At 46.2% G+C, this 13,144-nt stretch carries 14 protein-coding genes and 1 pseudogene; 3 read left to right on the top strand and 12 right to left on the bottom strand.

Going from position 1 to position 13,144, the window contains the following annotated elements; translation table 11 throughout:
• The first annotated feature begins 251 nt into the window (after positions 1–251).
• The 3 genes from ACY1JZ_RS01275 to ACY1JZ_RS01285 all read left to right on the top strand — a co-directional run bounded on the left by ACY1JZ_RS01275 (position 252) and on the right by ACY1JZ_RS01285 (position 3,887).
• Positions 252–1,211, top strand: a complete 960-nt coding sequence (locus tag ACY1JZ_RS01275) for an ABC transporter permease (RefSeq protein WP_462627721.1) — start codon at positions 252–254, stop codon at positions 1,209–1,211.
• An 18-nt stretch (positions 1,212–1,229) separates the two neighbouring features.
• Positions 1,230–2,108, top strand: coding sequence for a carbohydrate ABC transporter permease (locus tag ACY1JZ_RS01280; RefSeq protein ID WP_462627722.1), 879 nt, complete (start codon positions 1,230–1,232; stop codon positions 2,106–2,108).
• Between the two features lie 84 nt (positions 2,109–2,192).
• Positions 2,193–3,887 carry an extracellular solute-binding protein gene (locus ACY1JZ_RS01285; protein WP_462627723.1) on the top strand — a complete coding sequence of 565 codons (1,695 nt, stop codon included), beginning with the start codon at positions 2,193–2,195 and terminating at the stop codon, positions 3,885–3,887.
• Positions 3,888–4,002: 115 nt separating this feature from the next.
• Here the strand turns inward: ACY1JZ_RS01285 and ACY1JZ_RS01290 are convergent, their stop codons facing one another.
• From ACY1JZ_RS01290 to ACY1JZ_RS01345, 12 genes and pseudogenes are all read right to left on the bottom strand, one after another.
• Complete coding sequence (locus ACY1JZ_RS01290; RefSeq protein ID WP_462627724.1) at positions 4,003–5,616, bottom strand: response regulator; 1,614 nt, start codon at positions 5,614–5,616, stop codon at positions 4,003–4,005.
• Positions 5,594–7,306 carry a sensor histidine kinase gene (locus ACY1JZ_RS01295; RefSeq protein ID WP_462627725.1) on the bottom strand — a complete coding sequence of 571 codons (1,713 nt, stop codon included), beginning with the start codon at positions 7,304–7,306 and terminating at the stop codon, positions 5,594–5,596. The genes ACY1JZ_RS01290 and ACY1JZ_RS01295 overlap by 23 nt, the downstream gene beginning before the upstream one ends.
• Positions 7,307–7,549: 243 nt before the next feature.
• On the bottom strand, positions 7,550–7,834 hold the full coding sequence (locus ACY1JZ_RS01300; protein ID WP_462627726.1) for a GNAT family N-acetyltransferase: 285 nt from the start codon (positions 7,832–7,834) through the stop codon (positions 7,550–7,552).
• Between the two features lie 49 nt (positions 7,835–7,883).
• Complete coding sequence (locus tag ACY1JZ_RS01305; RefSeq protein ID WP_462627727.1) at positions 7,884–8,906, bottom strand: serine hydrolase domain-containing protein; 1,023 nt, start codon at positions 8,904–8,906, stop codon at positions 7,884–7,886.
• 28 nt (positions 8,907–8,934) lie between these two features.
• Positions 8,935–9,381: a GNAT family N-acetyltransferase gene (locus tag ACY1JZ_RS01310; RefSeq protein ID WP_462627728.1), complete on the bottom strand. Its 447-nt coding sequence runs from the start codon at positions 9,379–9,381 to the stop codon at positions 8,935–8,937.
• Between the two features lie 107 nt (positions 9,382–9,488).
• The gene (locus ACY1JZ_RS01315; protein ID WP_462627729.1) at positions 9,489–10,121 is read right to left on the bottom strand and encodes a hypothetical protein; all 633 of its coding nucleotides are present in this window, start codon (positions 10,119–10,121) and stop codon (positions 9,489–9,491) included.
• Between the two features lie 107 nt (positions 10,122–10,228).
• Positions 10,229–10,768 (bottom strand): GNAT family N-acetyltransferase, encoded by a 540-nt coding sequence (locus ACY1JZ_RS01320; RefSeq protein WP_462627730.1) that lies wholly within the window; start codon positions 10,766–10,768, stop codon positions 10,229–10,231.
• Between the two features lie 70 nt (positions 10,769–10,838).
• Positions 10,839–11,429: a GNAT family N-acetyltransferase gene (locus tag ACY1JZ_RS01325; protein WP_462627731.1), complete on the bottom strand. Its 591-nt coding sequence runs from the start codon at positions 11,427–11,429 to the stop codon at positions 10,839–10,841.
• Positions 11,430–11,501: 72 nt separating this feature from the next.
• Entirely contained in the window at positions 11,502–12,029 is a 528-nt protein-coding gene (locus tag ACY1JZ_RS01330; protein ID WP_462627732.1) for a DinB family protein, read from the bottom strand.
• 24 nt (positions 12,030–12,053) lie between these two features.
• A pseudogene (locus ACY1JZ_RS01335) lies at positions 12,054–12,128 on the bottom strand (hypothetical protein); the annotation flags it as partial.
• 103 nt (positions 12,129–12,231) lie between these two features.
• Positions 12,232–12,747: a GNAT family N-acetyltransferase gene (locus ACY1JZ_RS01340; RefSeq protein WP_462627733.1), complete on the bottom strand. Its 516-nt coding sequence runs from the start codon at positions 12,745–12,747 to the stop codon at positions 12,232–12,234.
• Between the two features lie 33 nt (positions 12,748–12,780).
• Positions 12,781–13,143 (bottom strand): hypothetical protein, encoded by a 363-nt coding sequence (locus ACY1JZ_RS01345; RefSeq protein ID WP_462627734.1) that lies wholly within the window; start codon positions 13,141–13,143, stop codon positions 12,781–12,783.
• Position 13,144: the final 1 nt, after the last annotated feature.

Here is a 13,144-nt window from a genome sequence, read left to right on the forward strand (position 1 = left end):
CAAGAACGACCCATTGTCGTATAGCCTTCACTTCTCCGCTTCGTGCGGAGGGGGGAGGCTTTTTCTATGAATCCATAGAGAGACCTTCGCAAGGGCTAGTCCGAGCGTGGGCAGCAGGTTAACAAATTGTTATCCTAGCTATTGATTTATTATATAACCTTCGACGGGCCGCTTTTATAATTAAGGCATATCAACCTCCATGGAGTAGCTGCAGCGAAGTGGAAGCCATAATGAAGAAAGGAAGCAGAAGGATGCATACAAGTCAAACCTCACATGCGGTGACGGATCTGGTGAAGAAGGAAGCTCCTCCCGCACACCGCGGCAATTGGAAGCGCATGCTGGTTCTTGATGCCATGCTGCTGCCTGCTGTCATTCTGACCCTGATATTTGCCTACATCCCGATGGGGGGGCTTGTCATCGCCTTTCAGGACTTTAAGCCCTGGCTCGGCTTTGCCAGATCGGAGTGGGTCGGCCTGGAGCATTTCCAGTATTTATTCTCTACACCGGAGTATGTGCAGGTCATCTGGAACACGCTCATTATTGCCGCTATGAAAATGATTGCAGGTCTGGTGGCTCCATTTACCTTTGCCCTGCTCTTAAATGAAGTCCGGTTGTCACCGTTCAAAAGATCCGTACAAACGATGGTCTATTTGCCGCATTTCCTCTCCTGGGTGATCCTCGGGGGGATCCTGCTGGACATGCTGTCCAGCGATGGGCTAGTCAATCAAGCGCTGGGCGCTGTGTTTGGCATCGATCCTATCTTTTTCCTTGGAGATGGCAACTGGTTCCGATTGGTGGTGGTCGTAAGCGATGTCTGGAAGGAGTTCGGCTTTGGCGCTATCGTGTTCCTGGCGGCCCTCTCCGGCATTAATCCGTCGCTCTATGAGGCGGCTGAGGTGGACGGCGCGAGCAGGTGGCAGCAGACGCTGGCTATTACGATTCCGGCGATGATTCCGATTACGATCGTGGTTGGCACTCTCTCGCTAGGCAATGTGCTTAACGCAGGGTTTGACCAGATCTTCAACCTGTACAATGCGCTGGTCATGGATAAAGGCGACATTATTGACACCTTTGTATACCGGGTCGGCATCGTGGACGGAAAGTTCGGGTTCTCAACAGCAGTGGGCCTGTTCAAATCCATGGTCGGATTTGTGCTTATTGTCGCCGCTTACCGGCTCGCCTACAAGCTTGCCAACTACCGGATATTTTAGAAGGGAAGACATGCAGCCATGTATTACAAATCCAAGCCGTACAAGCTATTCTCCTGCTTCAACTACACTTTTTTGCTAGCGCTTTCTATGCTGTGCGTGATTCCGCTCGTTCATATCCTTGCGGTGTCATTCAGCGGCAAGGCGCCCGCCAATGCGAACCTGGTTGGCTTATGGCCCGTACAGTTCACCTTCGACGCCTATGACAAAACACTGGCTAACGAAAACTTTCTACGCGCGTTATGGGTCGCCGTGCAACGAACGATAATGGGCACCGCCTTGAGCATGCTGATTGTGTTGCTTGCAGCCTACCCGCTATCCAAGGAAAATCGCCAATTCAAAAGAAGGAATGTGTATACCTGGTTTTTCGTGTTTACGATGCTGTTCCATGGCGGCTTGATCCCATTCTATATGCTCATTCAAGAGCTGAATATGATGAATACGATCTGGGTGCTCATCCTTCCCGGAGCCGTTTCCGTATGGAACATGATATTGCTGCTGAACTTCTTCCGCGGCGTGCCGAAGGAGCTGGAGGAAGCGGCCTTTATAGACGGAGCCGGTCACCTGCGAACGCTGTTTCATATTTATTTGCCGGTATCGCTTCCGGCTCTGGCTACCCTGTCGCTATTTGCAATGGTAGGGCATTGGAATTCATGGTTCGATGGTCTGATCTTCATGACCGACCATAAAAATTATCCGCTGGCCACCTTCCTGCAAACGATTATCGTGCAGCAGGATTTCAGCAAGGTTACTGTCCGTCCCGAGGATCTGGTCAATATCTCTCAACGAACGGTGAAGGCAGCGCAGATCTTTATCGGGATGGCTCCGATTCTGCTCGTGTACCCTTTCCTGCAGCGTTTCTTCGTCAAAGGCATCGTGCTTGGAGCTGTTAAGGAATAACCCTTTGATAGCAGGGCTGGCCTAAAGGAGGTGTATGTCTGAGAGATTAGCCCAAAAATTTCATGTACAATTGGGGGAGACGCAATGATATGGACAATGAAGAAGACAGCAGCAGCTTTGCTGGCCGGGGCCATGCTTACCAGCTTGCTCGCCGGCTGCAGCAACAGCGCCAGTAGTGACGGAGGCCGTGCCGAGACTTCGACTGAATTTTATTCCGCCAAATTCGAAAATGGCAAATATGTGGAGCCTGTCAGCATCACGACAGTGTTTCCAATTGGCAGCAATCTGAAGTTTAAAAATGGTGAGAACATCGAGAACAATGTGCATACCCGATGGGCCAAGGATACCCTTGGCATCGACATCAAGTATTTGTGGACGGTCAGCGACCAGAACAATGCCTACCAAACCAAGCTGCGCCTTATGCTGACCTCCAAGCAGGAGATGCCTGATATTATCGCATTCCGTGGGGATCAGACCTTGATTAGCGACCTTATTGAATCCGGTCAATTCGCCGATGCGGGCGAGCTGTTCGATCAATATGCCTCCGATACGTATAAGGAGGCGATGAGCCAGGACCCCGATGTCTGGAATCCCTACATCCGTGATGGCAAAAGAATGGCGATTCCTGTGCTTGACAATGCCTATAATAACGACGGTGTCATGTATATCCGTGAAGACTGGCTGAGAAACGTGGGTATGGAAGCTCCCACAACCATAGATGAACTGGAAGCCGTAATGGAAGCCTTCACCAACGGCGACCCTGATCAAAATGGGCAAAAGGATACGCTAGCTCTATCTATCGGCTTCAAAAACAATCTGGCCACCTGGATGTCGGATGCAGGCTGGATCTTCGGTATGTTTGGGGCGATGCCGAATCAATGGAATGAAGACGCGGACGGAAAGCTTGTCTACGGCTCCATTCAGCCGGAGATGAAGCCCGCTCTGGCGAAGCTGCAGGATTGGATGAAGAAGGGTTACATCTCTCAGGAAGCAGGACTGTATGACGAGGTGAAGGCCTCTGAGGCATTCACCGCAGGGAAGGCGGGGATTATCGTCGGCCCTTACTGGATGACGGGCTGGCCGCTTCAGGATATGAAGGCCAATCTGCCTGGAGCCGAATACAAGGCATATCCGCTTCCGGCGGGACAAGACGGCAAGGTTGGCCGCAGAGGAACCTCGGTGAATTCAGGGGCTGTGCTGATCAACAAGAATATGAAAAACAAGGATGCATTCTTTGTGTATCAAAACTACCTGTTCGACCATTGGGCGAACCCATCTGGCGAAGGGCCATTCACCAAGGGATTTGCGGAGGGCTATGATTATGCCATTGGTCCAAACGGAGAGCTGTATGGAGAGCAGGACAGCGACAAGATCGAAGGCGGTTGGGTGGACACCATCCGCTACACACTGACCTTTGATGGCGCGATCATTCCACAATTGCGTATTAACACATTAGCCAAAATCGCTAACGGAGAAGAAGCGGTTACGCCGTATGAGAAGGCTATGCTTCGATCGATCCCGGAGCAGATCCAGGCGGCAAAAATCGTCATTGATCAGAAGGATTCGATCATGATGAACAAGTTCACAGGCAGCCCGACCAAAACCCAATTGTCCAAGGGAGATATGCTCGACAAGCTGGAGAAGGAGGTGCTGACCAAAATTATTTATAACAGAGCTTCGATTGACGAATTTGATTCCTTTGTGGAGAGATACCTGTCCTCTGGCGGCCAGCAAGTTCACAACGAAGTCAACGAATGGTACGCGTCGATCCATCAATAGGCAGCAAAGCAGCCGCTCCTCCATTTCCGTCTGACAGCGGATATGGAGGAGTGGTTGGCGTGCACTTATTGGACTTGAACGCCCCCTTGTCGGCTTGGATGCGTCCGTCCTGCGTCTATTGGCGCTTTTCCCGGTATTCCTGGGGCGTCATCCCGTAATATTCCTTGAACACTTTAATGAAATATTGCGAATTGGAGTATCCAAGCTTCTCCGATATGGCATACACCTTGTCCTGGGTGTCGCGCAGATAGGACAAGGCATGCTCCATCTTGAGCTTCAACAGGTAGTCGCTGATGCTGGAGCCGCACAGCTTGCGGAACAGCTTGGATACATAGACCGGGTGGAAGGATACATGATCCGCTATGGATTGCAGGCTCACCATCGCCAGATTGCTATCTATATAGCCTTTGATAACCTGAATCAGACCCTCCTGATGCAGAGCCACATCCTTCTCCAGCTTGTTCCGAATAAGAGCGATCAACGATTCCGCCCATTCCTGAATCTGGGCAAACGAGCGAAGATCGGAGGGCTGGATAGCTTGCTGACTGCTCCACTCCGACAGCATGACATGGTTCTTGTGGGCGACATAATGAAAGGAAGACAGAAGAACGCTCTTCACCTCCTCCAGATGCTCCTCGGTTTGTTCGGGCAGCTCGTTGAAGACCGTCCTCAGCATCGACAGGCGGTTAAGAAATTCATCCCATTGGGAGGTTTCAAGCAAATGCATGAACGTGGGAGGAGCATAGAGCATGCTTAATGGACGTATGTTTACCGATTCCGGGCGTTCTGTAAGCTGGAGCAGATGACCATGCTCCTTGCCGGCCTGCCTCCGAAGCGCCAGAATCGCCTGGTCGTACATGTCACTAATATCCGCCGGAAACCGTCCCGGGTAGGTGGACACGATCGAGATCCCGCCCTTCAAATAGTCATGCACGTTGCGATGGATCCGCTCGACGAGTCCTGATAGCCATCTGGCGGCGTGGGTCAGCTCGGGCCCGGCATGCGTTCCCCTTGGCTTCAGAAGAAACACCAGATGATGGTTCGCATCGCTGCAGTGCCATAGTGTAAAGAACTCGGTCAGCATCTCGGTCACAATATTGGCTACCGCATATTGAAACAGGTTCATATCACTATAACCAAGGCGGGAAAAACGCTCCTCGAGTCTAATAATGAGCATAAATAATTCATCGCCAAGTTCAACATCCAACTGATAGCTCCTCAGCTTGTATTGAAGCTCCTCATCCGAATAGCGGTACCCTTGAAGCAACTCATTCAGCAGCTTGTCCTTCAGATGGGGCAGATGCTCCTTGAAGGCTCGCATGGCATGATCATAGGAGGCAGCCTGCTCCATCTCATCTATGATGGACTGCACAGTAGATTGCAGGCAGGCGTGGAGCTTCGCGTGATCCAGGGGCTTCACCAGGTACTCCACGACGCCTTGATGAATGGCTTCCTTGGCGTAATCGAATTCCGCATAACCCGTTAACAGAAGACATTTGATCTTGAGCTGTGCGCTACGGATGGACTGGATAAGCTCCAATCCGTTCATCCTCGGCATGGATATATCCGTGATGACGATGTCGATCCGTTCGGTGTGGATGATCCGAAGAGCCTCGTTGGCGGAATACGCCTTGAATACCTTGCTGATCCCGCAGCTCCCCCAAGGGAAGGCGACCTCCAGATCGTCTACAACATAGGTTTCGTCATCAACCAGCAGGAGATGAAACATGATGCCCCTCCTTCCTCATCCTTATGGAAATGGTCGTGCCCTGCCCAGGCTTGGATTCGATCAGCAGCCCCTGCTCCTTTCCGTAATAAAGCTTGATTCTCTGATTCACATTGCGCAATCCGATGCCGATTGACCGCTCTGAACACAGCCTCTCATCCATATAGTGTACTACAGCCTGCAAGCGATCACGCTCCATACCAGCGCCATTATCACGTACCGACAGTATGAATTCGCTTCCCACATCAAGGGCTTCTATCGTAATGAGGCCGGAGTGCTCGGAGAGCTCGAGGCCATGGATGATACAGTTCTCAACGAGTGGCTGCAGAATCATGCGCGGCAATCGGCATGCTCTCAGTTGCTTCGGAACATCGATGTGAAAGGATATTGTTGTTTTCCTGAGCTGCATAATGGATAAATAATGCTCTACAGAGGTTAATTCTTCCTCCAGCGTAGCATCCAATTGCTCGATCTTGTGAATATAGCGGCAATAGGCGCCCAGATGAAGGGTCATGGATCTAACAGCTCCCGTATCATTGACGCTGGCTTTGCTGTGAATAAAGTTCAAGCAATTATAGAGAAAATGCGGATTAATCTGGGCCTGGTATTGCATAAGACGAGCCTCCTTGACCTGAAGCTCTCCATGAAGCACCTGTTCAATCAACACCTGCGTGTTTTCGGCCATTCGGTTAAACGAGCGGCCTAGCAGTCGGAAGTCATAAGCATTCACATCAGTCAGCCTGCTGGAGAAGTCTCCCTGGTCGAATTTTTCGATCGCCTTGCGCAGCTTGTGGATCGGTAGCTGTACCTGACGGTGCAGCAAAAAAATACTGATCAGAGAAAGCAGCAGCAATACGACGATCGCAATCATAAAATAATTGTTGTTTCGCGAAATCGGTTCGATTAATTGCCGCATGGGATGGTAGTCCATGAAATAAAAGTCCATCATGTTCAGCTTCATATAATTGAGCAGATAGGGTGTGCCGTTATTGTCCACTGACAGGAATCCATTGTCCCCCTGCAGGAGCGGGACAATCACCTGAGCGGTTTCTTTCATTAATGGAGCGGAATCGTTCTGGATCAGCATATGATTGCGATAGTCGTACAGCAAGGGCGTGCCGGAGGTGTACTGGCTCATTACCTTTCTAATCTGGCTGAGCTGAATCTGCACCTCGATATATAACGGGCTTTTATGGCTTTTGACCAGATAGGAATAGAAATACTCTCCCGTTTTCCGATCCGACTTGACGGTCCATACATGCAAGGGCTGATCGGGCAGTCTGAATTCGCTGAATGAAAAAGATGGGTCGGAGGATACCGTTTCGCTCTGCTCAGGGAAATAGAGTATAAACGTATTGTTCCATGGGGTTGATGCGCTGTTCAGCGCAAGCTTGTCGATAATGTTCAGCTTCGTCTCGTATCTGCTGTATTCGTCTCCGTAGTTAAGCATATTGGGATAGGCTCGAACCGATTGATCCTCGGACAACACAATGGTATTCATCAGAATCTGCTCAAATTGATTGCTTAATTGAGAGGTCATAAATTCCACCTCCGCAATTTTGTTCTTCTTCAACTCGTCTTGTATAACCTGAACATTAAGTCGATAGATGAGCCAGAACACCAGCACAATCAGGGAGAGCATAATCAGCAGACCCACAATAAGCTTCTGAAAAAGCGATACGCCGGCTTTCATGGATACCTCCCAACAACGAAATATAAAGTGACCATAGGGAAAGCCGCATCGTGGTTAGACGAGCAGTAGCTCACAATGTTTTTTCCATACATACACTAGAGGGGCAATCAGCATATTCACCAAATCGATCAATTTCATAAAACTCGTATTTACTGTAAAATCCGATGGCTTCTACTTGTTGATCTCCGGTTTCCAATCTCATCACTTTATAGTTTTTACTTCTTGCTTTACTTTCCATAGTTTTTAGATGAGACCGGCAATTCCCTGATTCCGGTAATCCTCCAAAACAAAAAAACGCTTTAATTCAACTGCCCTGTCGTCGATTTCCTTGATCGCTCCACATCCAACGGGTTTGCCTTGGAGATAAGCAATAACAATTTCAATCTTATCTTTACTGGGGTCTTCATAATCAACCTGGAACACTTCTTCTGGAGGGTAGAGTTCATATAAATACTTATCAAGTCTTTCTGTTAGGATACTTAAATCAGGATGGTTTGTTTGCACATCCATTAGTTTAATATGATCCATATGATCTCTCCCTGATTTATATTGTTAGCAGCAGTTTAGATGAAGTGAACTACGGGAGTGGCCGCGGCTCGGCGCTGGCTTGCAAGGCACTATGGACTTCATTCCCAAACTGTCTTATATCCTCCAGATAGTCATATCCTTGAGGATTGTGTAATTGATTGTACATACGAACGGCCACAGCCTTATATTGTGGAATCACAAGACACGCACAGCCGGTGATGCCCAATACCTGAAAGGAATCATGAGGTACTTGATCACCGATCTGGTTCAAGGGTGAATGGCTCTGTAACCACCAGATAAAGCCTTGTCTCGGTAATGCTGGATGTAACGTTTTTGGGGTTTGCAGGCTAGTCATTCTGTCGAATACAGATTTCGGATAAACTTGTTCGCCATTTATTTTCCCTTTATGGAGATGCAAATTCCCCCATGCGGCCAATTCGCGAGCACTAATGAACAGATTGCTCTGGTCGCCTGCTGAACTGTCATTGGGTCCAACCCAGTTATGATCCTCATGATAGTGGTTATAGATTAGTAGCTCGTTGTATCGCGTCTGCCACCCCGTCTCAGTAAATCCTAAAGGTTGAATCACGTTATCTATGATGTAGCTTGCCAGTGATTGCCCGGTCAGGCGTGCGACGAGTTCAATTAAGATCGTAATTCCCGCGTTATTGTATGCCCAATCTTCACCGGGTCTAAAGGCTCTCGAATATTGCCCCTCTTGAATATCAAGACCATGTGTATGGGTGAGACAATGACGTATCGTAATTCCACTTGCCGTAGCATACAACTCATTTAAGTAGAGACCGACCTCGTCATCTATGCTACGTATTTTCCCCTCTTCAATGAGCATACTTATGGCCATAGCCAAATACGTCTTCCTGACGGAACCAACATTGAATTGGGAATGCGCATCAACCATTCTAGAAGAAGCAGTATGATCATGTCTTCCCGAGTACCATTCGTTGACGACAAGATCATGTTGTATAACATAAGTCGCTGCCGCAGTTGCTTTTATTTGTTGCCGAATCTGATGAACATACCGGTTAAGTTGATGAAAGTGTTTAGTTTCCATGAGGCTCTCCTTGTTCTTTCGCTCAATTCTACGAATTCTCCAGTCTCATGTTGGTATAGTAGGCTCTAAATCCTGCCCTTTCCCAGAATCGTTTTCCTTCGGGGTTCTTTTCTAATACATCGAGTTCAATTCTCCTTACGTCCTCAAATCGCGTCTTTCGCAACAGATCTATTCCTGCGATTCCGTACCCCATATTTCGATATTCTCGTCTTATAAAATACTGTCTGAGGTAGACTTGTTTTTCTCCTCTATGGAATGAATCCTCTTGATATTGATATAAAGCATAGCCAATGATCGTATCTTCCTTCATTATCAGGTCCATTCCCCAATTGTTCTCGAAGAACTCACGCATACGCTCCTCTAGTTCCTGTATTCCCATGGGGTTCGAACTGTTCTCATCCTCGATGAGCTGCTTATTCATTTCGGCCAATATGTGAAGATCCTCTCTGCCTGCACTCTGTAATCTTAGCGTCATGCGTCTTCCACCTCACTACTCTGCATCGTTTGCTCTGCATCTGTTACTCCCTTTATTGTACCAAATTATGGATTTAATTTAGTTACTTTCCATCTTTTAGTTCTCCATTAACAGGCACAATCCTCCAAATTAGGAATATCTGATTCTTTCATGGCTTGGTTCGTATCCAAATCAATATAAATGGCTGATATTTCCCCAGTGTCTTTCACTACAGTGAAACGAAGTTCATCATGATCTACCTTAAAACTTAGATTACTAATGGTTTGAGTTTGAGGCTCTTCGACAACCTCTTTACCGTAAGCAGCTTGAATATCTTCAAGGGTGTCCCCCACCGAAATGCCTCGTGCAGTTGGCACTTGAATCAGGTTGATTGAAACAATACGCCCTGATTCAAGGGTTTCATTATACAGGTAGTCGAATCTCAACTTTTCATTTTCCTTATTGGGGTAGGAGACCTGATACCATTTAAAGGTCATCCCATTAACCTCGCCGGTTGCCCTAATGCGAATACTCTTATTTGTTTCGCCAATGGGTAGGTGTAATTTGGAGGTTAGATCCTCCATCGGAGTTTTATCATTCAGGGTTACACCATTGTAGATTACATCAAGATCCGCACTGGAGAACCCTTCAGGACTAAGGTCTGCTAATTCAGTCGATCCCTCCGTTCTGCTACATCCGAACAACATCATAGAAAGCAGGCATACCACACATAGTAGGTACACACCATTTTTTCTTCGCATCAGCTTGTTCCCCCTCTTATTTCATATACCGGGTGTGTCTGGCTAAGTTCGCTGCTTTAACTGCAGCTTCTACCCGAACAAAGAGCGTCGGCGACGAGGCTTACACCTTATTCTTCATATTCAATCAGCCAGCAGTCCCTATATTGTCCTTCATGATACTCATGCTTCTCCAGATACTTCTTCTTCCTAAACCCACACCGTTCATATACCTTAAGAGCTCTTGTATTCCATGCTTGTGGGTCCATAACAATCTTCCTGGCTTCCTTGTGCTCGATCAGATACCTCACGGTTTCCTCTATGAGTTGAGTTCCGATTCCGCGATTCCAATATGATGGTTCACCAATGAATTGATCCATTCCGTATATCTTTCCTTGAATGTCGACGTAGCCATACTGCTCAAGCTCTTCTTCATCAATCACATAAAATTGCAAATAACCAATATCCTTCAAATGATATTGAATAATGCAGGGTGTCACTTCATCCCCCTGCTCGTAGAAGCTCTGCTGAACCAATTCCTCGTCATGTACTCGGTCGCGTCCTTCATAGTACTGGAGGACCTCAGGATCTGAAAGCCACTTCACAAGTAGATGGGCGTCTTGTTCTTCGAGAGTTCTTAGGCATAGCTCCTTGCTCTGATAAAGTATCATGGGTGTCTCCCCTTTTGATGGTCTGGCGGCAACGGTTGATCGCCGCGCCGCGGCGGTTAAGCGTCAAATATCACACTCTGCCCCTCTTATTATCTTTTTCATTCTTGATAAATTCATCCTTCGTTAATCCGAATAGAATCAGATCATGATATTTTCCATCTGTGTATATGACTTGACGGCGCACTCCTTCTTGAATACATCCGAGCTTCCTCATCATCGTAGCTGAAGCTTCGTTTCCTTCAAGTACACTATCATTAAACTTAGTTAGTCGTCTTTCATAAAAAGCATACCGTAATAGTATTCTAACCGCTCTTGTACCATATCCCTTGCCTCGATGATCTCGGTCGATCTGGATTCCAATACTGAAAGCTCCGTTTCTTTCATCAATACTATTTAAATTTATTCCACCTACATTCTCACCATTCAAGCTCTCAATAGTAAACATTATTCTGCCGTTGTTCGTCGAAAAAGCTGAGAACTTCTCTACAAAGCTCTTCGCCTCTGTCATTGTCGGTGGTAATTCAACTGCACATTCCAATAACCGCCTTGCAGGTGTATCAAATCGGTTATAATAGAATCCCTCCCAGTCTTCAGGCTCAATTGCTCGAAGACGAATTTCTTCGTCTTGCCAATAATAATTGGAATAGATAATTTCTTTCATATCGAAGCCTCCGATCATGCATCGTTGGTTTTGTCTAGCTTCTAAGCATGTGTTGCCATCCTCCTTCCTATCTTAGGAGCTGGGACACATTTTATACCATTTTCTGAGTTGATTTATTTGTGCCTGATGATAACGACTATGATCAGCTATATGCCATAATCCCCATTTTATAGTTGCTTGTTTTTCATTTTCATGTCCAAAATGGACTACCTTATCCAGATCACGATCCGTCAATTGCGTACATGTATCTTCCAACAATTTAATTACATCTTCATAGTCTGACATAAGTGTACTAACAGACATCCCCATTATCATCGGAAGCCTATTATTTCTATCGATCATAGGACCATATTGCTCTTTAACATGATGTGGAAGCGGCTCTCCCTTTATCCTATACACCCAATTTAGATCTACATACAACAGATGTCTGATTAGTTGAGCAATGTTATTATAGCTGTTATCAGGCCCTTTATAGTCTACCTCATCTTGCGTTATACCTTCTGTGATGAGCTTTAAACGTTGGTTATTCTCCTTCACGGCAGAAAATAACATTCCCACAACTGGTGACATATTGGGTTGACCTTGCAAATCATAGAACATTTTGTCTTCCTCCCTTGTCATGTGTTATTTCGTTTTTCTCGGTATAGATGTCATAACATATTCATCGTTTTTTAGCATCTTCCCTATGTACATTATTTGGCCTAAATGTTTTAATTAACTCACAAATAACGGTTTAATTAATTCTTCTTCAAGACCTATAAGCTTTGAAACTGCTTCAATGGATATTGTATTCATGTTTTCCTCAGGCATTCTTCTCATATAAATTAATCTTCCATCCATTATCCCATTCCAAAAAACGGATGTGCCTATATCCATTGTCTTTATAGTATTGATTCAATCTCATATTCTCCGCCATACAATCCAATCTTATTTTTTTCTTTCCATTATTCCTTATAAAGTCTTCAGCCCAAATGATTAATTGTTCACCTATACCAAGCCCCTTGTAATTTCTATGGACTGCAAATCGATGTATATATCCCGATTCAATATGATCAAGCTCCTGCCACAGTTCTGGATCTGACCAACAAATATACAGCGTGCCTACGTATTCGTCATTTAATTTTGCTACAAAGACCTCAAAACCCTTATCAAATAAATCAATCACCTGTTCAATATTAAAATGATCCGGTTCCCACTGATTGATTCCTATTGATTTAAGCCACATTGCCGATCCTTTCCAGAGATCCAAAATATACTGACTTTCATCCCTTGAAGCCCGTTGCACAGTAATTTCGATGCTTTCTTTTATATCCTTCATTTGACTCCCTCCTCAATTAACGTCGCCCCAAGGCTAGTGGGTATATATATTTATCGCTTGTACTGCCCATTTTAGTGCTTTGATTCTTCTGTCTAAGAGCGTTCTTTGAGAACTGTTTACCTTAGCATGAGCATAACTTTTCTCAAGGGATGGGAATAAATCGGTTAGAGTTTTTTTGGCTTGTAAGAGGTCATCATGGGAATAATGGTGGGGTTTTTGATTCCAATCGTATTCAAGCAGTGCTAAACCAATGTAAAGGGCATGAAGTCGCTTTTTTATTAATGTTGTATTGGAGCCTTCATCTGTCATTTTAGCGATGGCATTTTCGGATTTATGGATGGTAGACTGTATCGACTTTAATATATCAGCTTTGTCCGATGGTGATAAATTCTCCACG

The organism is Paenibacillus sp. J5 (genome assembly GCF_054955055.1).